Below are 18,658 nucleotides of genomic sequence, written 5' to 3'. Positions count from 1 at the left end.
GTCGCATGACGAAGAACCTCAGCGGCCTCCGTGTCCTGATCTCCGGCGCGAGCGTCGCCGGTCCCGCCCTCGCCCTGAACCTGGCCCGCCTCGGCGCCCGGGTGACCGTCGTGGAGAAGGCCCCGGAACTGCGCGGCGGCGGCTTCGCGGTCGACTTCCGCGGCCATGTCCACCGCCGGGTCCTCACCTCCATGGGCATCTGGGACGAGATCCACGCCCGCCAGACCCACATGGGCCGTCAGATCGTGGTCGACGCGGACGGCAACCCGCGCGTGGACCTGCCCGCCGAATTGATGAGCGGCGACGTGGAGATCTTCCGCGGCGACCTCGCGCAGATCATGTACGAGCGGACGAAGGACGACGTCGAGTACGTCTTCGGCGACTCGGTCGCCTCCCTGGCCGAGGACGCGGACGGCGTCGACGTCACCTTCGGCATGGGCGCGCCCCGCCGCTTCGACCTGGTCGTCGGCGCGGACGGACTGCACTCCCACACCCGTCGGCTGGTCTTCGGCGACGAGTCCCGCCACCTGCGCTTCTTCGACCACTACGTCGCCGGCTTCGACGTCCCCAACCATCTCGGCCTGGACCGCACCGGCCGCGTCTACAGCGAGCCGGGCCGCGCGATCGTCATGGCCAACTACGACGGCGACCCGGACCGCTGCCACGCGCTGCTGGTCTTCCGGTCCGCGGAACTGTCGTACGACCGCCGGGACGTCACGGCGGTCAAGCGGATCCTCATGGAACGCTTCGCCGGGATGGGCTGGGATGCCCCGACCGCCCTCAAGGCCCTCGAACAGGCCGACGACCTGTACTTCGACGCCATCGCCCAGATCCACGTCGACCGCCTCACCAAGGGACGCGTGGCGCTCCTCGGGGACGCGGGCTACGGGGCGACCATGGGCGGCATGGGGACGGGGGTGGCGATCGTCGGGGCGTACGTCCTCGCCGGTGAACTCGCCCTCGCGGAAGGCGACTTCCGTACCGCCTTCGCCGAGTACGAGACCCGGGTGCGGGACTTCGCGAAGGGCTGCCAGAAGATCTCCGGCAACGCGGGCCCGTTCTTCGCGCCGCCTACCGAGCGGCGCATCCGCAGCCGGGACCGCATGTACCGGATCCTCGCCTCCCGCCCGCTGGCCCGCTTCTTCAAGCGGATGACCGAGAAGGCGGCGACGGGCATCACGCTCAGGGACTACCCGTACTGAGGGCCCAGCCGTGGTCGACGGGCCCGATCCCGCCACCGAGCGCGAAGCCGGCCGCGATCGCCCCGGTGACGTACTCCTTGGCGGCCCGCACCGCCTCCGGCACGGACTGCCCCTTCGCGAGCTGCGACGCGATCGCGGACGCGAGGGTGCAGCCCGTGCCGTGCGTGTGCCGGTTGTCGTACCGGGGGGCGCGCAGCCAGTGCTCCTGGGAGCCGTCGGTGAGCAGGTCCACGGCGTCGCCGGGCAGATGGCCGCCCTTGATCAGCACCCACTTCGGCCCGTACGCCAGGACGGCCGCCGCCGCCTGCGGCAGCTCGTCCTCCGACTGCACGCGCACACCGGTGAGTTGGGCGACCTCGTCGAGGTTCGGGGTGGCGACGGTGGCGACCGGGAGCAGCCGCTCGCGCATCGAGTCCAGGGCGGAGTGGGCGAGCAGCGGGTCCCCGTGCTTGGAGACGCCCACCGGGTCCACCACCGCCGGTGCGTCCGTCCCGGCGACCAACTCGGCCACCAGGGCGACCAGTTCGGCCGAGGCCAGCATCCCGGTCTTCACCGCCTGGACGCCGATGTCGTCGACGACGCTCCGGTACTGCGCGCGCACCGCCTCCGCGGGCAGCTCCCAAGCCCCCTGTACGCCAAGGGAGTTCTGGGCGGTGACGGCCGTGACGACGCTCATGCCGTGCACACCGAGCGCGAGCATCGTCTTCAGGTCGGCCTGGATCCCGGCGCCTCCGCCGGAGTCGGAGCCCGCGACCGTCAGCACCCGCGGCCTCACGACTCGATGTCCCCGAAGTGGTCCCAGCCGCCCTTGCTGGTCCACGGCGCCCCGTCGACCGTCACCTGGGGCAGCGCCGAGGGGTTGAGGACCTCGCCGATCACCTTCCAGCGGGCGGGCAGCTTCACGTCGGGCGGGAAGGTCGCCACGATCGCGTGGTCCTCTCCCCCGCTGAGCACCCACTGCATCGGGTCGACGCCGACGGCCTGCCCGATGTCGTTCATCTGGGACGGGATGTCGATCGCGCCGGAGCGGATGTCGATGCGGACCTTGCTGGCCTCCGCGATGTGCCCGAGGTCGGCGATCAGCCCGTCGCTGACGTCGCACATCGCGGTCGCGCCGAGCCCGGCCGCGGCCGGTCCCGCGTGGTACGGCGGCTCCGGGCGCCGGTGCGCCTCCACGAAGGCGCGCGGCGATCGGAACCCCCGGGACAGCACGGCGTACCCGGCGGCCGACCAGCCCAGCCAGCCGGTGACCGCGACGAGGTCGCCGGGCTGGGCTCCGGCCCGGGTGACGGGTTCCTGGTTGCGCAGATCGCCGAGCGCGGTGATCGACACCACGATCGTGTCGCCCCGTACGACGTCCCCGCCCACCACCGAGGCGCCCGCGACCTGGCACTCGTCGCGCAGGCCGTCCATCAGCTCGCTGGGCCAGGTCACCGGGAGTTCGGCGGGCACGACCAGGCCGAGCAGCAGCGCGGTCGGGACGGCGCCCATGGCGGCGATGTCCGCGAGGTTCTGCGCGGCGGCCTTGCGGCCCACGTCGTACGCCGTGGACCAGTCGCGGCGGAAGTGCCGGCCCTCCAGCAGGATGTCGGTCGAGGCCACGACCCGCCGGTCGGGCGCGGCGACCACCGCGGCGTCGTCGCCGGGGCCGACCCGGACCGCCGGGGTGGTGGTGAGACGGGAGGTGAGCTCCCTGATGAGCCCGAACTCCCCGAGCTCACCAACAGTGCCCTTCATTGCCTCTGCTCCCCTTCTGTCCCTTGCCGTTCCCGGTCGCGCGTCATCAGTGTCCTCGATACGGTCGAGTTGTCCGTCAACCTGTGTCCTGCCCGCACCCCGGCGCGGGGACCACCGTCGCCGCGGGTCTCCCCGTGGCGAGCGGCGACGCGATACCGTGGCGTTCCTTTTCCCCACATGATCCTCGTGGCCGCCCTGGAGGTTCCGTGGTACAGGCGTACATCCTGATCCAGACGGAGGTCGGCAAGGCGTCGACCGTCGCCGAGACGATCAGCAAGATCCCTGGGGTGATCCAGGCCGAGGACGTGACAGGACCCTATGACGTGATCGTGCGGGCGCAGGCCGACACCGTGGACGACCTCGGCCGCATGGTGGTCGCGAAGGTCCAGCAGGTGGACGGCATCACCCGCACCCTGACCTGCCCGGTCGTCCATCTGTAGCCCCCGTCTACCCTTGGCCGGTGAACTTCTTTCGTCACCGGCGCCGCACCCTTGCCGGGCTGCCCGCACTCGCCCTGCTCACTGCCGTGGGCTGCTCATCAGCAGACGACGGGGCGTCGGCGACGGTTCCCTCGCCGGGCGCGAAGGTCACCGGGTTGTGCATGAAGCTGGACAAGGCCCTGCCGTCCGAGGTCGACGGACAGGATCGCCGGGATCCCACGCCCGCGTCCGCGCTGACCGCGGGCTGGGGGAACCCGGCGATCATACTGCGCTGCGGCGTCGACCGGCCCGCGAAGATGGGTGATCCGGAGGCCGACGGGGTCGAGGTGAACGGTGTGGGGTGGCTGCTGGAGAAGCGGGGCGACGGCTCGTTCCGCTTCACGACGACACTGCGCAGGGCGTACGTCGAGGTCACGATCCCCAAGGCCCGCACCGCGGACGGCATGTCCCCGCTCGTCGACCTGGCGCCGGCCGTGAAGAAGGCGATCCCCGAGGGGATCGCCGACTAGTGCACCGCGATGGTCAGCGCAGGCCCGTCGGCCTGCGGAGGGCCGCCTGGATGAGGCGGTCGACGAGTTCCGGGTAGCCGACTCCGGTCGCCTGCCACATCTGCGGGTACATCGAGATGGGCGTGAAGCCGGGCATCGTGTTGATCTCGTTGATCACGAAGCCCTCGTCGGTCAGGAAGAAGTCCGCGCGGACCAGTCCCTCGCACGAGGCCGCCTCGAAGGCCTCCACCGCGAGGCGCTGGACCTCGGCCGTCTCCTCGGGGGTCAGGGGCGCGGGCACGATCCCGGGGGTGGAGTCGATGTACTTAGCCTCGAAGTCGTAGTACGCGTGCTCCTGCGGCGGCGGGATCTCGGCCGGGACGCTGGCCCGCGGGCCGTCCTCGAACTCCAGCACCCCGCACTCGATCTCACGGCCCCGCAGGGCGGCCTCGACGAGGATCTTCGGGTCGTGCCGCTGGGCCTCGGCGATCGCGTCGCCGAGCCCGGCGATGTCGTCGACCTTGGTGATGCCGATCGACGAGCCGGCGCGGGCGGGCTTCACGAACAGCGGCCAGCCGTGCTCCCCGGCGAAGTCGACGACCTTCTTGCGGGCCGCGGCCTCGTCCCGCTCCCACTCGCGCGGCCGGATCACCACGTACGGGCCCACCTTGAGCCCGAAGGAGGTGAACACCCGCTTCATGTACTCCTTGTCCTGGCCGACGGCCGAGGCGAGCACACCCGCGCCCACGTACGGCACACCGGAGAGCTCCAGCAGGCCCTGAAGGGTGCCGTCCTCGCCGTAGGGGCCGTGCAGGACGGGGAAGACGACGTCGACCTCACCGAGCGCCTTGGGCACCGATCCGGGCTCGCTGACGACGACTTCGCGGTTGCCGGGGTCCAGCGGGAGCACCACGCCGCCCTCGCCGGACTCGGCCACGTCCTCGACCTCGGGCGTACGGCGGTCGGTGATCGCCATGCGTTCCGGTTCGTCGGCGGTGAGGGCCCAGCGTCCTTCCCGCGTGATGCCGATCGGCAGGACGTCGTACTTGGTCCGGTCGATGGCCTTGAGGACGGCGCCCGCGGTGACCACGGAGATCCCGTGTTCGGAGCTGCGCCCGCCGAACACGACGGCCACGCGCGGCTTGCGAGGCGGCTGCTCAGGGCTCTGGGGAAGGTTCTCGGTGCTCATATCGCGTTGAGAGTACCCGGTGGTAGTGCCCTGAGACAGCGTGCCACCGGCGGCGTCGCTCAGCGTCGTTCGGGCTTCGCGCTGCGCGACATCAGCTCCTTGACGGCGACGACCGGCGGCTTGCCCTCGTGCACGATGGCGACGACCGTCTCGGTGATCGGCATGTCGACGCCGTGCCGGCGGGCCAGACCCAGCACGGACTCGCACGACTTGACGCCCTCGGCGGTCTGCTTGGTGACCGCGATGGTCTCCTGCAGGGTCATGCCCTTGCCGAGGTTGGTGCCGAAGGTGTGGTTGCGCGACAGCGGCGAGGAGCAGGTCGCGACCAGGTCGCCGAGGCCCGCGAGTCCGGCGAACGTCAGCGGGTCGGCGCCCAGCGCGACACCGAGCCGCGTGGTCTCCGCGAGCCCGCGCGTGATGAGCGAGCCCTTGGCGTTGTCACCGAGGCCCATGCCGTCGGCGATGCCGACGGCGAGACCGATGACGTTCTTCACGGCGCCGCCGAGTTCGCAGCCCACGACGTCGGTGTTGGTGTACGGCCGGAAGTACGGGGTGTGGCAGACGGCCTGCAGTCGCCGGGCGACCGTTTCGTCGGTGCAGGCGACCACGGCGGCGGCCGGCATCCGGGCGGCGATCTCCCGCGCCAGGTTGGGCCCGGTGACGACGGCGATACGGTCGGCGCCGACCTTGGCGACGTCCTCGATGACCTCGCTCATCCGCATGGTGGAGCCGAGTTCGACGCCCTTCATCAGCGACACCAGGACCGTGTCGGGCGCGAGCAGCGGCACCCACTCGGCGAGGTTGGCGCGCAGGGTCTGGGAGGGCACGGACAGGACCGTGAAGTCGGCGCCCGCGGCGGCCTCGGCGGGGTCGGTGGTGGCCCGCACGTTCTCCGGAAGCTCCACGCCGGGGAAGTAGTCGGGGTTCGTACGGCGGGAGTTGATGGCCTCGGCCACCTCCGGACGCCGGGCCCACAGGGTGACCTCGCACCCCGCGTCGGCCAGCACGATCCCGAACGCGGTGCCCCACGAACCGGCGCTGAAGACGGCCGCCTTGACGGGCTTGCTCACGTGCCCTGCCCCTCTTCCTGCTCTGCCTTGGTCTGCGTCTGCGCCTGCGTCCTGCGCCGCTGCTCGATCCGCTCGCGGCGCGGGTCGTAGGGGGTCTCGGGCGCCTTCTCGCCGCGGATCTCCTCCAGCTGGCGGGTGATGGCGGCCATGATGACCTCGGTGGCCTCCCTGAGGACCTCCGCGGTCATCTCCTTGTCGTAGAAGCGCGAGAGGTCCACGGGCGGGCCCGCGAGCACATGGTGGGTCTTGCGCGGCAGGACGTAAGCCTTCTTGCTGTACGGCGGCAGCAGTTCGTTGGCTCCCCACTGGGCGACGGGGATGACCGGGCACTTGGTCTGCAGGGCGACCCGGGCGGCGCCCGTCTTGGCCGTCATGGGCCAGCCGTTCGGGTCCCGGGTGATCGTTCCCTCGGGGTAGAACACGACGCACTCACCGCGCTCCACGGCGTCGACGGCGGCGCGGAACGCGCTGAGCGCGTCCGTGGACTCGCGGTAGACGGGGATCTGTCCGGTGCCGCGCATCGCGGCTCCGACGAATCCCTTCTTGAAAAGGCCGCTCTTCGCGAGGAATCGCGGAACCCGTCCGGTGTTGTACTGATAGTGCGCGTACGCGAAGGGATCCGCGTGGGAATTGTGGTTCACCGCGGTGATGAATCCGCCCTCGGCCGGAATGTGCTCCATTCCGCGCCAGTCCCGCTTGATCAGAGCCACCAGCGGCGGTTTGCAGATCACCGCGGCGAAGCGGTACCAGAAGCCGATTCTGCGGCGGGGCACGCGCGCACCTTCCTCTAGGGGCCAAGGACGTCGGCCCGGTACATCGGACCTGGGGGCCGCACAAGTGTCGCCCCAGGCCGCCGGTCTGTCGAGAACACCGTACGCCCCGACGGCACGACCGCCAGATGGCCCGGGTGACGGCTGAGTGACAATGACCGCGACAGGAGAGGGGCGGAACGCTCGTGCAGTGGACGTTGGTCATACCCCTGAAACCCTTGGCGCGGGCCAAGAGCAGGCTCTCGGACACCGCTCATGCCGGAGTCCGCCCGAGTCTCGCCCTGGCGTTCGCGCAGGACACCGTGGCAGCCGCGCTGGCCTGCCCGGCGGTGAAGGATGTGGCGGTCGTCACGGACGACGCCCTGGCGGGCCGCGAGCTGGCCTCGCTCGGCGCCCGCATCGTCACCGACGAGCCGCACGGCGGCCTCAACGCGGCCCTGGCGCACGGCGCGGCCGCCGTCCGCGCCGACCGCCCCGACAGCGCCTTGGCCGCCCTGAACGCCGATCTGCCGGCGCTGCGTCCGCTGGAATTGTGCCGGGTCCTGGACGCGGCCGCGGAATTCCCCCGCGCTTTCCTGGCCGATGCGGCCGCAATCGGCACCACCTTGCTGGCCGCGTCACCGGGCCGGGAATTGCGCCCCGCTTTCGGTCCGGATTCCCGGGCCCGGCACCGCGCGTCCGGCGCCGCGGAACTGGCGCTCACAGAGGTGGATTCCGTACGCCAGGACGTGGACACCGGCGACGACCTGCGCGCGGCGCTGGCGCTCGGGGTGGGCCGCCGGACGGCCGCGGTGGCCGCGCAGGTGCTGATCCCCGGGCAGTAGGCTGCCCATCATGCAGGCCACCGCATACACGTACGACCCCGAGACCCGCAGCGGACAGGTCCTCCTGGACGACGGCACCCCGATGGCCTTCGACAGGGAGGCGTTCGACGCGGGCGGTCTGCGGCTGCTGCGCCCCGGGCAGCGGGTCCGTGTCGAGACCAGCGGCCGGCGCATCACCCTGATCACGCTCCAGACGTTCTGAACACGCCGCGGGCCGGACTCCGTCACGGAGTCCGGCCCGGCGCGTGAGTGCCCCTGTGCCCGTTACCTCTTGCGGGCCGTGGCCTTCTTGGCGGTGGTGGTGCGAGCCGTCGACTTCTTGGCGGGGGCCTTCTTGGCCGTCGCCTTCTTCGCCGGGGCGTTCTTGGCCGCGGCCTTCTTGGCGGTGGTCTTCTTCGCCGCGGTGGTCTTGGCGGCGCCCGTGGTCTTCTTCGCCGTCGCCTTCTTGGCGGTGGTCTTCTTCGCGGCGGCGGCCGTGGTCTTCTTGGCCGTCGTCTTCTTCGCGGTGGTCTTCTTCGCGGCGCCCGTGGTCTTCTTCGCCGCGGCCTTCTTCACGGTCGCGGTCGCGCCGCCGCTCAGGCTGCCCTTGGGGGCCTTCTTGACGGCGACCTCGCCGCCGCGCGGGAGCTTCTTCGAGCCGCTGACCAGGTCCTTGAAGCCCTGGCCCGCGCGGAAGCGCGGAACGGAGGTCTTCTTGACCCGAACCCGCTCGCCCGTCTGCGGGTTGCGGGCGTAGCGGGCCGGACGGTCGACCTTCTCGAACGAACCGAAGCCGGTGACCGAGACCCGGTCTCCGGCGACGGTCGCGCGGACGATGGCGTCCAGGACCGCGTCGACAGCCTCGGCGGCCTGCTGGCGGCCGCCCAGCTTGTCGGCAATCGCTTCTACGAGCTGCGCCTTGTTCACGTCTTCCCCTTCGGAGACATCGCCAGAACGAAAGTGTTCAAGCTTTTTCGCACGTTAGGCAGATATATACCGCAAATCAAACACGAAACGGGCTTATCACCCATGCGCCGCAACGAACTCGGCTGTCCCGGCTGCGATCAACGGTCCTCTTCGGGGATTCGCCCCTCGTCGAGGTCCGCGGTGAACGCCTCCAGTCGCCTTGCCGCGTCGGCGAGATCGTGCTTGGCCGCGGCCGTAATGACCAGCAGCTTCCGGGTCAGCGCCATCCGTACGCCCTCCGGGACTTGCAGTGCACGCACCCTTGAGTGCGCTTCTTTGAGTCGGTCCGCGACTGCCGCATAGAGCTCGAGTTGGCCGTCGTGTTCCATGCACAGATTGTGCCATCTGGGGCGAGTTGTCGCCTGCCCAGGGTGCAACTGCCACCTCAAACGGCCGTCCGGGCGTCTGCGGAAGTCACGGCTACGGACCTCGCGTACCCCGGCAACAACCGTTTTAACGTGGGAAGTTGAACGAAGGCCAGCCTTCGTGCGGGACCGTTCGGGTGCAGACACGGCAGTACCCCCGATCGGAGCCGATCGGGGGTACTGAGTGGCTGAAACTGGTCTTGCCCGGCTGCCGGGGATCAGACCCGGAGCGTCTGCGGCTTGTACGACGGCCGCTTCGCCTCGTACGCGGCGATGTCGGCCTCGTTCTGGAGGGTGATGGAGATGTCGTCCAGCCCGTTCAGCAGCCGCCAGCGGGAGTTCTCGTCGAGCTCGAAGGCGGCGGTGATGCCCTCGGCACGCACCTCACGCGCCTCAAGGTCCACAGTGACCTCAGCAGTGGGGTCGTTCTCGGTGAGGTCCCACAGCGCGTCCACGATCTTCTGCTCCAGAACCACCGTGAGCAGGCCGTTCTTGAGCGAGTTGCCGCGGAAGATGTCCGCGAAGCGGGAGGAGATCACGGTTTTGAAGCCGTAGTTCTGCAGCGCCCAGACCGCGTGCTCGCGGGAGGAGCCGGTGCCGAAGTCGGGGCCGGCGACCAGGACCGTGGCGCCCTGCCGCTCGGGGCGGTTGAGGATGAAGTCCGCGTCCTTGCGCCAGGCCTCGAACAGACCGTCCTCGAAGCCGTCCCGGGTCACCTTCTTGAGCCAGTGAGCAGGGATGATCTGGTCGGTGTCGACGTTGGAGCGACGCAGCGGGACGGCCCGGCCGGTGTGCTTGGTGAATGCTTCCATGACTGATCAGACTCCAGCGGGCGCGGGGGCTTCGGACAGGTCGGCGGGCGAGGCCAGGTGACCCAGCACGGCGGTCGCGGCGGCGACCTGCGGCGAGACCAGGTGCGTACGGCCGCCCTTGCCCTGCCTGCCCTCGAAGTTGCGGTTGGAGGTGGACGCGGAGCGCTCACCCGGGGCCAGCTGGTCGGGGTTCATGCCCAGGCACATCGAGCAGCCGGCGTGCCGCCACTCGGCGCCGGCCTCCTTGAAGACGACGTCCAGGCCCTCGGAGACGGCCTGCAGACCGACGCGGGCGGAGCCGGGGACGACCAGCATCCGTACGCCGTCGGCGACTTTGCGGCCCTTCACGAGCTCGGCGGCGGCGCGCAGGTCCTCGATGCGGCCGTTGGTGCACGAGCCTACGAAGACGGTGTCCACCTTGATCGAGCGCAGCGGCTGCCCGGCCTCCAACCCCATGTATTCCAGGGCCTTTTCGGCGGCGAGGCGCTCCGAAGCGTCTTCGTACGAAGCGGGATCGGGGACGGACGCCGAAAGCGGCGCGCCCTGGCCGGGGTTGGTGCCCCAGGTGACGAACGGAGACAGCGACGCGGCGTCGATGACGACCTCGGCGTCGAACTCGGCGTCCTCGTCCGTCCTGAGCGTCTTCCAGTACGCGACCGCGGCGTCCCAGTCCTCGCCCTCGGGGGCGTGCGGGCGGCCCTTGAGGTACTCGAAGGTGGTCTCGTCGGGGGCGATCATGCCCGCGCGGGCGCCGGCCTCGATCGACATGTTGCAGATGGTCATCCGGGCCTCCATCGAGAGCTTCTCGATGGCGGAGCCGCGGTACTCCAGGATGTAGCCCTGGCCACCGCCCGTACCGATCTTGGCGATGATCGCCAGGATCAGGTCCTTGGCGGTGACGCCGTCGGGCAGTTCGCCGTCGACCGTGATGGCCATGGTCTTCGGGCGGGCCAGCGGCAGCGTCTGGGTGGCCAGCACGTGCTCGACCTGCGAGGTGCCGATGCCGAACGCCAGCGCGCCGAAGGCGCCGTGGGTGGAGGTGTGGGAGTCGCCGCAGACGACGGTGGTGCCCGGCTGGGTCAGCCCCAGCTGCGGGCCGACGACGTGCACGACGCCCTGCTCGACGTCGCCCAGCGGGTGCAGCCGGACGCCGAACTCGGCGCAGTTCTTGCGCAGCGTCTCCAGCTGGGCCCGGGAGATCGGGTCCGCGATCGGCTTGTCGATGTCGAGGGTGGGGGTGTTGTGGTCCTCGGTGGCGATGGTGAGGTCGAGGCGGCGCACCTTGCGACCGCTGAGGCGCAGGCCGTCGAAGGCCTGCGGGCTGGTCACCTCGTGCAGCAGGTGCAGATCGATGAAGAGGAGGTCGGGCTCGCCCTCGGCGCGCCGGACGACATGGTCGTCCCAGACCTTCTCCGCGAGTGTCCTACCCATCGCTTTCCCTTCGGCCGGCGAACGTCCACCGGCCCAACTAGAGATCTTGAGGAGACGGTGCCCGGCCCGTGTTCACGGGCACCCGCCACCAGGCCCGTTCGGTCAGCGGGCCGCTGTGCATACAAGGGTTGCGCGTCTCACGGAAAAAGGAACTTGCGTTTCACAGAGTGAGACGTGAGTATCGTTTCATGGACAACAGTAGCGGCGTCGGCGTTCTGGACAAGGCAGCCCTTGTCCTGAGCGCCCTGGAGTCCGGCCCGGCCACCCTCGCGGGACTGGTGGCGGCCACCGGACTGGCACGACCAACGGCCCACCGACTGGCCGTGGCCCTGGAGCACCACCGCATGGTGGCACGCGACATGCAGGGCCGTTTCATTCTCGGCCCGCGGCTTGCCGAACTCGCGGCGGCGGCCGGCGAGGACCGGTTGCTCGCGACGGCCGGCCCGGTGCTCACGCACCTGCGGGACGTCACCGGCGAGAGCGCCCAGCTCTACCGCCGCCAGGGCGACATGCGCATCTGCGTGGCCGCGGCGGAGCGCCTGTCCGGCCTTCGGGACACGGTCCCGGTCGGCTCGACGCTCACCATGAAGGCCGGTTCCTCCGCGCAGATCCTGATGGCCTGGGAGGAGCCCGAGCGCCTCCACCGCGGCCTGCAGGGCGCCCGCTTCACGGCGACGGCCCTGTCGGGCGTACGGCGCCGCGGCTGGGCCCAGTCCATCGGCGAGCGCGAGCCGGGCGTCGCGTCCGTCTCGGCGCCCGTGCGCGGCCCGTCCAACCGCGTGGTGGCCGCCGTCTCGGTCTCCGGCCCCATCGAGCGCCTGACGCGCCACCCCGGCCGTATGCACGCCCAGGCGGTCATCGACGCCGCCGCCCGCCTCTCGGAGGCCCTGCGCCGCTCGGGCTGACCCCCCGGCAGCTCCCCACGGGAACGTCATCGGGGAGGGCCCGCCCCAACGCCGCGGCAGGCCCTCCCCGATCCCCGATCCCCCCGTTCATTAGGCCCGTCCGGCCGCCTTCCGCCCCGACCGGTGCGCGAACCGGTCCTCGGCACGGCGGCCGCGCCGCTCCACCGGCACCTGCCCGTGGGCCCGGGCCAGTCCGAACGCCGGCATGTCGAGGTAGATCGCCTCGTAGGACCCCTCGGGCACCACGTACGCCTCGTGCCACAGCCCCACGTGCCCGCGCATCCCGCCCGCGCGCTCCTTGCGGTTGACGATCGCCCACGCCCGGTGGTGGAACATCTCGGGCGAGTGCGCGTAGGCGTACAGCTTCTCCTTGGACTCCCAGTACTGGACCACGTAGTACGTCCGCGGTGAGGCCGTCAGCATCACGTGCCCCAGCAGCCCCCGGTCACGGTCCCGCGCAAGCTCCCCCAGCATGCGGAACATCGCCAGCATGACCGGCAGCCACTGGTGCACCGCCCAGAAGCGGTTGACCCGCATCCCGATGAGCAGGACCACCACGTCCCCCTCGGCATCCGCGGTCGTGCGACCCGGCACCGGTTTCGTGAACATGGCAGCCCCCTGCGCTCCGTCGGATAGCGGCACTATCCTTCTGGTCGATGCTTGGATAGTGGCACTTCCCAAGGAGAGGCGCAAGAGATGCGGCTGGCGGAGCTCAGCGAACGCAGTGGGGTGTCCACCGCGACGATCAAGTACTACCTGCGCGAGGGCCTGTTGCCGCCCGGCCGCCAGCTCAACGCGACGACCGCCGAGTACGACGAGGAGCACCTGCGCCGGCTGCGGCTGGTGCGGGCGATGATCCAGGTCGGCCGCATCCCGGTGACGACGGTCCGCGAGGTGCTCGGACACGTCGACGACGACTCCCTGGGCCGCACGATCCGCCTGGGCGCGGCCCTGTGGGCGCTGCCGCAGGTGCCGGAGCCGGACGAGGAGGACGAGTTCGTCCAGGCCGCGCACCGGGAGATCGGCGCACTCCTGGACCGACTGGGCTGGCGGAACGCCGAGCGGCTTTCGACCATCTCCCCCGCGTACCGCTCACTGGTCGTGGCGGTGGCCGCGTTCCGCCGGCTCGGCTACGGCTGGGGTGCCGAACAGCTCGCCCCGTACGCGGAGTTGATGCACCGGACGGCCGTCCTCGACCTGGACAACATGGAGGCGTACCCGTCGGAGCCCGAGCGGGTGGAGTTCGCCGTCCTGGGGGCGATCCTCAACGAGCCGGTGCTACGGGCGCTGCACCGGCTGGCCCAGGAGGAGGAGTCGGCACGGCGGTACGGCTTCGAGTGAGCCCGGACGCCAGGAAGGCCCCCCACCGAAGTGGAGGGCCTTCCCGGTTTGTACCCCCGACCGGATTCGAACCGGCGCTACCGCCTTGAGAGGGCGGCGTGCTAGGCCGCTACACAACGGGGGCCTGGACTCTGCGTTTCCGCAGGTCCGAGCTGGTCTACCTGGACTCGAACCAAGACTAACTGAACCAGAATCAGTCGTGCTGCCAATTACACCATAGACCAATGATGGTTTAGACCAGTCAGTACCCCCGACCGGATTCGAACCGGCGCTACCGCCTTGAGAGGGCGGCGTGCTAGGCCGCTACACAACGGGGGCCCTAGCGATTCCGAGTTGATCGGAACCAGTACCCCCGACCGGATTCGAACCGGCGCTACTGCCTTGAGAGGGCAGCGTGCTAGGCCGCTACACAACGGGGGCTTTGCGGATGGGATCCGCGGTGCGGATGCTGTGGTGAAACATCCGCGAGCTGGCCTACCTGGACTCGAACCAAGACTAACTGAACCAGAATCAGTCGTGCTGCCAATTACACCATAGGCCACTGGAACGCAAGCCCCTGCGGGGATCTCGTTCTAGTTCGCTCCCCCGGTTCCCGGCCTTTCGGCCCGCTTCCCGGCGGCGCAGGAAGAACATTACCCGAAGGTGGACGGGGCTCCAAAACGGGTATCCGCGCCGAGGATCGCGGGGAGTTCGGCGAGGGAGGCGATCCGGTGGGGCCCGAAGGGGGCGGTGCCGTCGGTGTACACGCCGTTGCGGTCGATCCACACCGACAGCAGTCCGGCGTCGGCGGCCCCCCGCCCGTCGATCTCCGGGTGATCGCCGACGTACGCCACCTCGTGCGGCGCGAGGTCCAGGGCCGCGCAGGCGGCCAGGAAGGCGCCGGCCTGGGGCTTGGAGATGCCGAGTTCCGCGGCGCACAGGATGGTCTCGAAGCGGTCGTGCACCCCGAGGGTGCGCAGCTTGTGGTCCTGGACGGTGAGGCTGGAGTTGGACAGCACGGCGTGCCGGTGACTCGTGGCGAGCGCGTCCAGGACGGGCACGACGTCCGGGAAGAGGGCCCACGCGGCCTCGTAGTGCGTCATGTACCGCCGGAACCAGGCGTCGGCCTCGGCGGCCTCCAGAGGTGTGCCCAGGAACACCCGTATGCGCTCGCGGCGCTGCTCCTCGAAGGACAGCTCACCCGCCGAGAACCGCGCCCACTGCCGGTCGGTGATCTCCCGCCAGCGCGCGAGGGCCTCCTCCGGGGTCTCGCCCCCGGCGAGCAGGCCCTCGGCCGAGAGATGGGACCGCATGCCCTCGCGGTCCGCGGTGGTGTAGTCGAAGAGGGTGTCGTCGACGTCCCAGACCACGGCGCGAATGCTCATGATCCGACGGTAACCCGGAGGTCGGGGGCGCGTCCGCGGATCGGCGATTGTCACACCGGGGCGTCGGCAGGGGCCGGGGCGACGAAGAAGTCGGTGAGGTAGCAGGTGACCTCGCCGGAGGCGGTACGGCCGATCCAGGTGGGGTAGAAACCGTCGCCCCAGCCGGAGGTGAACGCGGCCAGCGTGTGGCCGGTGCCGGCGGATGTGACCAGGTGGGGCCCCTCCGACCAGTCGCTGTTCTCGAAGGCCTCCCACAGGGGGCCCTCTTCGTCCTCGGTACCGGGGAAGGCCTCCTCGGCAGAGGCGTCGTAGAAGCAGCCGGTGCCGGCGTCGACGCCGTAGCCGAAGAACTCGTCGTCCCCGAGTCCGGCCGGGTCCTGTTCCGGGCCGAGGGCCAACTCCCAGGTCGCCGTGGGTTCGTCACGGATGACGAGGCGGGCCGCCGCCACCCGACGGTGGGGGTGCTCGGCCGGGGGCTCGCCGGGGCGGGTGAGGGTCGCGACGGCCGCCTCGACGCGGTAGCGGCCGGGGGCGACGGTGACGGTGAACGGCTCCATGTCGCCGGACCCGAGGTAGACGAACGGGTCGCAGGCCACGACCCGCCCGGTGGGCAGGTCGAGCGCCCCGCCGTCGGCCACGTGGATCACACCGGTCTGCCCGGACTCGTAGGTGAACGTGCTGCCCGGCGTGAACAGCCAGGCGTAGTCACGAGGGGACATCGGCATGACGGGTGCCCTTCCGGATCTTGATTGTGATGCCGGAACCCTAGTGCGCCCCACTGACAACGCCGAGGGGCGGCGGCCGCAACGGCCGCCGCCCCTTCACGCGCGTGTGCGCTACGCCGTCAGCTTCGTCAGTGCCGCGTCGATCCGGGCCAGCGTGCGCTCCTTGCCCAGGATCTCCAGGGACTCGAAGAGGGGCAGGCCGACCGTGCGGCCGGTGACGGCGACACGGACCGGGGCCTGGGCCTTGCCGAGCTTGAGGCCGTGGGCCTCGCCGGCGGCCAGGACGGCCTCCTTCAGCGACTCCGCGGAGGTCCAGTCGGCCGCCTCCAGCTTCTCGCGGGCCGTGCGGAGCAGGGCGTCGCTGCCCTCCTTCATCGCCTTGGCCCAGGACGCCTCGTCGAAGACCGGCTCCGGCAGGAACAGGAAGTCGACGTTGTCCGTGATCTCCGACAGGACCTTCAGACGGGTCTGCGCGTGCGGGGCGATCGCCTGCCACTTCGCCTCGTCGAAGTCCTCCGGCGCCCAGGGGGCGAAGGGGGCCTTCAGCCAGGGGGCGCAGCGCTCGGTGAAGTCCTTCACGTCGAGCAGCCGGATGTGGTCGGCGTTGATCGCCTCGCACTTCTTCAGGTCGAAGCGCGCCGGGTTGGGGTTGACGTCGGCGATGTCGAAGGCGGCGACCATCTCCTCGGTGGAGAAGATGTCCTGGTCCGCCGAGAGCGACCAGCCGAGCAGCGAGAGGTAGTTGAGCAGGCCCTCGGGGAGGAAGCCGCGCTCGCGGTAGAGGTTCAGCGACGACTGCGGGTCGCGCTTCGACAGCTTCTTGTTGCCCTCGCCCATGACGTAGGGCAGGTGGCCGAAGTGCGGGGTCTGCTTGGCGATGCCCAGCTCGGTCAGCGCCTTGTACAGGGCGACCTGGCGGGGGGTGGAGGAGAGCAGGTCCTCGCCGCGCAGGACGTGGGTGATCTCCATCAGGGCGTCGTCGACCGGGTTGACGAGCGTGTACAGCGGGGCGCCGTTGGCTCGTACGATCCCGTAGTCCGGGACGTTCTCCGGGGTGAACGTCAGCTCGCCGCGGACCAGGTCCGTGAAGGTGATCGTCTCGTCTGGCATGCGGAAGCGGACGATCGGGGCGCGGCCCTGGGCCTTGTACTCCTCGACCTGCGCGTCGGTGAGGTCGCGGCAGTGGCCGTCGTAGCCGGACGGCTTGCCGGCGGCGCGGGCGGCCTCGCGGCGGGTGTCCAGCTCCTCCTGGGAGCAGTAGCAGTGGTAGGCGTAACCGCCGTCCAGCAGCTTCCGCGCGACGTCCGCGTAGATGTCCATGCGCTGCGACTGGCGGTACGGCGCGTGCGGGCCGCCGATCTCGGGGCCCTCGTCCCAGTCGAAGCCCAGCCAGCGCATCGCGTCGAGGAGCTGGTTGTACGACTCCTCGGAGTCGCGGGCCGCGTCGGTGTCCTCGATGCGGAAGACCAGGGTGCCCTGGTGATGCCGGGCGAAGGCCCAGTTGAACAGGGCGGTGCGGACCAGGCCCACATGGGGGTTACCGGTGGGCGAGGGACAGAAACGTACGCGGACGGGTGCGCTAGCCACGCTTGACAACCTTGTTGGTGAGAGTGCCGATGCCTTCGATGGTGACGGCGACCTCGTCGCCGACGGTGAGCGGTCCGACGCCTGCCGGGGTGCCCGTGAGGATCACGTCGCCGGGGAGCAGCGTCATGGCCTCGGTGATGTTGACGATCAGGTCCTCGATCGAGTGGATCATCTCGCTGGTGCGGCCGAGCTGGCGTTGTTCGCCGTTGACCGTGAGCTGGACGGTCAGGTCCGAGGCCGTTTGAAGGTCCAGGCCGGTCTCCACCCAGGGGCCGAGCGGGCAGGAGGTGTCGAAGCCCTTGGCCCGGGCCCACTGCTTCTCGCGCTTCTGCACGTCACGGGCGGTGACGTCGTTCGCGCAGGTGTAGCCGAAGATCACGTCGGCGACCCGTTCGCGCGGGACCTCTCGGCACATGCGGCCGATGACCACGGCGAGTTCGGCCTCGTGGTGCAGGTCCTCGGTGAAGGACGGGTAGCGGATCTCGTCGCCGGGGCCGATCACGGAGGTGGACGGCTTGAAGAAGGCGAAGGGGGCGTCGGGCACCTCGTTGCCCAGCTCGCGGGCGTGCTCCGCGTAGTTGCGGCCGAAGGCCACGACCTTGTTGGGGAGCACCGGCGGCAGCAGCCTGACCTTGCTCAGCGGGACCTTCGTACCGGAGAGCTCGAAGTCCGCGAACGGGATGCCCTTGATGATGTCGAGGACGAGCTCGTCCGGCTTGTCGCCCTCGACCGCGCCGAAGGCGACGTTCCCGTCGATGGAGAATCTGGCGATGCGCACGGGATCCTTGCGCCCCTCACTTGGCCGGCTGGAGTCTGACGCTCCAGGCTAACGCGGCAGGGGGTGCCCAGAGCCTCGGGGCACCCCCAAGGGCGCCGACTTGCGCATTACCGCGCGGGGCGCCTCGAAGGATCTTCTGCCGGACGGGCTGAATGATCAGCCGTCGGCGTGCGTACTACTCGGCGACGGAGGCCGCGACGGGGACCTCCACGAGGACGGTGCGCCTGGGATTGGCGGTCTGGGTGGGAAGATCGAGGGAGTGCTCCGGCTGCTCCGGGGTCTGCAGTTCGCCGGCGTCCTCGAGGTGGGCCAGCGTCGTGCGCCGCGGGTTGGCTATGTTGCGGAACATCATCGTCGTCTTCACGGTTGTACTCGACCCTGTCGTCCGTCGGAGGTTGGCAGTTGCCTACGTCTTGTAAAGCGCCAGGCTAAACATCGGATTCCCCGGCGAAGTCGTGAAGACCCCATGATCACCGTGTGAGTTTGCTCACGGCCTGATGGACAAACCGGCCAATTCCGGCCCCCAACCCATCCTAGCGAAACGGACATTGGCCCCCTGAAGCCACCATTCCGCTCCTGATCATGGCGACTGGGGCAGCGTCCGATCCCGTGGAACTCATGGGCATACGCCCCTTATGCGGGAGTTATCTTTCTACGGCAGGTGACTCGGCACTCACTTGCTGTC

At 70.2% G+C, this 18,658-nt stretch carries 22 protein-coding genes and 5 tRNA genes; 7 read left to right on the top strand and 20 right to left on the bottom strand.

The features are described from left to right. The first annotated feature begins 5 nt into the window (after nucleotides 1–5). Complete coding sequence (locus FBY22_RS05180; RefSeq protein ID WP_142142701.1) at nucleotides 6–1,202, top strand: FAD-dependent monooxygenase; 1,197 nt, start codon at nucleotides 6–8, stop codon at nucleotides 1,200–1,202. Here FBY22_RS05180 and thiD read toward each other — a convergent pair. Both thiD and FBY22_RS05170 read right to left on the bottom strand, forming a co-directional pair. Beyond that, nucleotides 1,183–1,977 (bottom strand): bifunctional hydroxymethylpyrimidine kinase/phosphomethylpyrimidine kinase, encoded by a 795-nt coding sequence (gene thiD, locus FBY22_RS05175; RefSeq protein WP_142142700.1) that lies wholly within the window; start codon nucleotides 1,975–1,977, stop codon nucleotides 1,183–1,185. The genes FBY22_RS05180 and thiD overlap by 20 nt on opposite strands. Continuing rightward, nucleotides 1,974–2,939 (bottom strand): thiamine-phosphate kinase, encoded by a 966-nt coding sequence (locus FBY22_RS05170; RefSeq protein ID WP_058922959.1) that lies wholly within the window; start codon nucleotides 2,937–2,939, stop codon nucleotides 1,974–1,976. Before FBY22_RS05170 ends, thiD begins: the two co-directional genes overlap by 4 nt. Nucleotides 2,940–3,145: 206 nt before the next feature. Between FBY22_RS05170 and FBY22_RS05165 the strand changes: the two genes are divergently transcribed. Then, entirely contained in the window at nucleotides 3,146–3,379 is a 234-nt protein-coding gene (locus tag FBY22_RS05165) for an Lrp/AsnC family transcriptional regulator (protein ID WP_003997603.1), read from the top strand. A 20-nt stretch (nucleotides 3,380–3,399) separates the two neighbouring features. Next, entirely contained in the window at nucleotides 3,400–3,888 is a 489-nt protein-coding gene (locus FBY22_RS05160) for a DUF3515 domain-containing protein (protein WP_142142699.1), read from the top strand. 13 nt (nucleotides 3,889–3,901) lie between these two features. Here FBY22_RS05160 and FBY22_RS05155 read toward each other — a convergent pair whose 3' ends face one another. From FBY22_RS05155 to FBY22_RS05145, 3 genes are read right to left on the bottom strand one after another with little or no spacing between them, the layout of a single operon-like run. Then, nucleotides 3,902–5,056, bottom strand: a complete 1,155-nt coding sequence (locus tag FBY22_RS05155; RefSeq protein ID WP_142142698.1) for a D-alanine--D-alanine ligase family protein — start codon at nucleotides 5,054–5,056, stop codon at nucleotides 3,902–3,904. Nucleotides 5,057–5,115: 59 nt separating this feature from the next. Further along, the gene (locus FBY22_RS05150) at nucleotides 5,116–6,126 is read right to left on the bottom strand and encodes an NAD(P)H-dependent glycerol-3-phosphate dehydrogenase (protein ID WP_142142697.1); all 1,011 of its coding nucleotides are present in this window, start codon (nucleotides 6,124–6,126) and stop codon (nucleotides 5,116–5,118) included. Next, nucleotides 6,123–6,899 carry a 1-acyl-sn-glycerol-3-phosphate acyltransferase gene (locus FBY22_RS05145; RefSeq protein ID WP_142142696.1) on the bottom strand — a complete coding sequence of 259 codons (777 nt, stop codon included), beginning with the start codon at nucleotides 6,897–6,899 and terminating at the stop codon, nucleotides 6,123–6,125. Before FBY22_RS05145 ends, FBY22_RS05150 begins: the two co-directional genes overlap by 4 nt. A 182-nt stretch (nucleotides 6,900–7,081) precedes the next feature. Between FBY22_RS05145 and cofC the strand changes: the two genes are divergently transcribed. Both cofC and FBY22_RS05135 read left to right on the top strand, forming a co-directional pair. Continuing rightward, nucleotides 7,082–7,720: a 2-phospho-L-lactate guanylyltransferase gene (cofC, locus tag FBY22_RS05140; RefSeq protein ID WP_142142695.1), complete on the top strand. Its 639-nt coding sequence runs from the start codon at nucleotides 7,082–7,084 to the stop codon at nucleotides 7,718–7,720. Between the two features lie 10 nt (nucleotides 7,721–7,730). Then, on the top strand, nucleotides 7,731–7,922 hold the full coding sequence (locus FBY22_RS05135; RefSeq protein WP_142142694.1) for a hypothetical protein: 192 nt from the start codon (nucleotides 7,731–7,733) through the stop codon (nucleotides 7,920–7,922). A gap of 62 nt (nucleotides 7,923–7,984) precedes the next feature. On the opposite strand, the gene FBY22_RS05130 is transcribed toward FBY22_RS05135, so the two are convergent. From FBY22_RS05130 to leuC, 4 genes are all read right to left on the bottom strand, one after another. Further along, nucleotides 7,985–8,626, bottom strand: a complete 642-nt coding sequence (locus FBY22_RS05130) for an HU family DNA-binding protein (protein ID WP_142142693.1) — start codon at nucleotides 8,624–8,626, stop codon at nucleotides 7,985–7,987. Between the two features lie 137 nt (nucleotides 8,627–8,763). After that, nucleotides 8,764–8,994, bottom strand: coding sequence for a hypothetical protein (locus tag FBY22_RS05125; protein ID WP_058922967.1), 231 nt, complete (start codon nucleotides 8,992–8,994; stop codon nucleotides 8,764–8,766). A gap of 254 nt (nucleotides 8,995–9,248) precedes the next feature. Continuing rightward, entirely contained in the window at nucleotides 9,249–9,842 is a 594-nt protein-coding gene (gene leuD, locus FBY22_RS05120; RefSeq protein WP_142142692.1) for a 3-isopropylmalate dehydratase small subunit, read from the bottom strand. 6 nt (nucleotides 9,843–9,848) lie between these two features. Continuing rightward, a complete protein-coding gene (leuC, locus tag FBY22_RS05115; RefSeq protein WP_142142691.1) occupies nucleotides 9,849–11,273 on the bottom strand; it encodes a 3-isopropylmalate dehydratase large subunit in 1,425 nt (474 codons plus the stop codon). Nucleotides 11,274–11,461: 188 nt separating this feature from the next. Here leuC and ndgR point away from each other — a divergent pair, with 188 nt between their 5' ends. Further along, complete coding sequence (gene ndgR, locus FBY22_RS05110) at nucleotides 11,462–12,178, top strand: IclR family transcriptional regulator NdgR (RefSeq protein WP_026278050.1); 717 nt, start codon at nucleotides 11,462–11,464, stop codon at nucleotides 12,176–12,178. 90 nt (nucleotides 12,179–12,268) lie between these two features. Here ndgR and FBY22_RS05105 read toward each other — a convergent pair whose 3' ends face one another. Then, on the bottom strand, nucleotides 12,269–12,787 hold the full coding sequence (locus FBY22_RS05105) for a DUF4188 domain-containing protein (protein WP_142142690.1): 519 nt from the start codon (nucleotides 12,785–12,787) through the stop codon (nucleotides 12,269–12,271). An 87-nt stretch (nucleotides 12,788–12,874) separates the two neighbouring features. Here FBY22_RS05105 and FBY22_RS05100 point away from each other — a divergent pair, with 87 nt between their 5' ends. Then, nucleotides 12,875–13,519 carry a MerR family transcriptional regulator gene (locus tag FBY22_RS05100; protein WP_142142689.1) on the top strand — a complete coding sequence of 215 codons (645 nt, stop codon included), beginning with the start codon at nucleotides 12,875–12,877 and terminating at the stop codon, nucleotides 13,517–13,519. A 51-nt stretch (nucleotides 13,520–13,570) separates the two neighbouring features. On the opposite strand, the gene FBY22_RS05095 is transcribed toward FBY22_RS05100, so the two are convergent. The 10 genes from FBY22_RS05095 to FBY22_RS05050 form a co-directional block, all read right to left on the bottom strand. Continuing rightward, nucleotides 13,571–13,643 (bottom strand) — tRNA-Glu (locus FBY22_RS05095). Nucleotides 13,644–13,671: 28 nt separating this feature from the next. Beyond that, nucleotides 13,672–13,743: transfer RNA gene (locus FBY22_RS05090), tRNA-Gln, on the bottom strand. 21 nt (nucleotides 13,744–13,764) lie between these two features. Continuing rightward, a tRNA-Glu gene (locus FBY22_RS05085) sits at nucleotides 13,765–13,837 on the bottom strand. 29 nt (nucleotides 13,838–13,866) lie between these two features. Continuing rightward, nucleotides 13,867–13,939, bottom strand: a tRNA-Glu gene (locus tag FBY22_RS05080). A gap of 49 nt (nucleotides 13,940–13,988) precedes the next feature. Continuing rightward, nucleotides 13,989–14,060: transfer RNA gene (locus tag FBY22_RS05075), tRNA-Gln, on the bottom strand. Between the two features lie 91 nt (nucleotides 14,061–14,151). Beyond that, complete coding sequence (locus FBY22_RS05070) at nucleotides 14,152–14,883, bottom strand: HAD family hydrolase (protein ID WP_142142688.1); 732 nt, start codon at nucleotides 14,881–14,883, stop codon at nucleotides 14,152–14,154. Nucleotides 14,884–14,933: 50 nt separating this feature from the next. Beyond that, nucleotides 14,934–15,608, bottom strand: coding sequence for a DUF4241 domain-containing protein (locus FBY22_RS05065; protein WP_142142687.1), 675 nt, complete (start codon nucleotides 15,606–15,608; stop codon nucleotides 14,934–14,936). Nucleotides 15,609–15,719: 111 nt separating this feature from the next. Further along, nucleotides 15,720–17,195, bottom strand: coding sequence for a glutamate--tRNA ligase (gene gltX, locus FBY22_RS05060; protein ID WP_399210528.1), 1,476 nt, complete (start codon nucleotides 17,193–17,195; stop codon nucleotides 15,720–15,722). Then, on the bottom strand, nucleotides 17,188–17,973 hold the full coding sequence (locus tag FBY22_RS05055) for a fumarylacetoacetate hydrolase family protein (RefSeq protein ID WP_142142685.1): 786 nt from the start codon (nucleotides 17,971–17,973) through the stop codon (nucleotides 17,188–17,190). Before FBY22_RS05055 ends, gltX begins: the two co-directional genes overlap by 8 nt. 175 nt (nucleotides 17,974–18,148) lie before the next feature. Beyond that, the gene (locus tag FBY22_RS05050) at nucleotides 18,149–18,337 is read right to left on the bottom strand and encodes a hypothetical protein (protein ID WP_142142684.1); all 189 of its coding nucleotides are present in this window, start codon (nucleotides 18,335–18,337) and stop codon (nucleotides 18,149–18,151) included. Nucleotides 18,338–18,658 lie beyond the last annotated feature (321 nt).

Source organism: Streptomyces sp. SLBN-31 (genome assembly GCF_006715395.1).
GTDB lineage: Bacteria > Actinomycetota > Actinomycetes > Streptomycetales > Streptomycetaceae > Streptomyces.
This window is presented reverse-complemented; position numbering and strand designations above follow the sequence as displayed.

Excerpts from the sequence above, each read along its gene's own strand:
- FBY22_RS05180 (WP_142142701.1), top strand. The coding sequence starts at position 6 with ATGACGAAGAACCTCAGCGGCCTCCGTGTCCTGATCTCCGGCGCGAGC.
- FBY22_RS05170 (WP_058922959.1), bottom strand. The coding sequence starts at position 2,939 with ATGAAGGGCACTGTTGGTGAGCTCGGGGAGTTCGGGCTCATCAGGGAG.
- FBY22_RS05155 (WP_142142698.1), bottom strand. The coding sequence starts at position 5,056 with ATGAGCACCGAGAACCTTCCCCAGAGCCCTGAGCAGCCGCCTCGCAAG.
- FBY22_RS05135 (WP_142142694.1), top strand. The coding sequence starts at position 7,731 with ATGCAGGCCACCGCATACACGTACGACCCCGAGACCCGCAGCGGACAG.
- FBY22_RS05125 (WP_058922967.1), bottom strand. The coding sequence starts at position 8,994 with ATGGAACACGACGGCCAACTCGAGCTCTATGCGGCAGTCGCGGACCGA.
- leuD (WP_142142692.1), bottom strand. The coding sequence starts at position 9,842 with ATGGAAGCATTCACCAAGCACACCGGCCGGGCCGTCCCGCTGCGTCGC.
- leuC (WP_142142691.1), bottom strand. The coding sequence starts at position 11,273 with ATGGGTAGGACACTCGCGGAGAAGGTCTGGGACGACCATGTCGTCCGG.
- ndgR (WP_026278050.1), top strand. The coding sequence starts at position 11,462 with ATGGACAACAGTAGCGGCGTCGGCGTTCTGGACAAGGCAGCCCTTGTC.
- FBY22_RS05105 (WP_142142690.1), bottom strand. The coding sequence starts at position 12,787 with ATGTTCACGAAACCGGTGCCGGGTCGCACGACCGCGGATGCCGAGGGG.
- FBY22_RS05100 (WP_142142689.1), top strand. The coding sequence starts at position 12,875 with ATGCGGCTGGCGGAGCTCAGCGAACGCAGTGGGGTGTCCACCGCGACG.
- FBY22_RS05070 (WP_142142688.1), bottom strand. The coding sequence starts at position 14,883 with ATGAGCATTCGCGCCGTGGTCTGGGACGTCGACGACACCCTCTTCGAC.
- FBY22_RS05065 (WP_142142687.1), bottom strand. The coding sequence starts at position 15,608 with ATGCCGATGTCCCCTCGTGACTACGCCTGGCTGTTCACGCCGGGCAGC.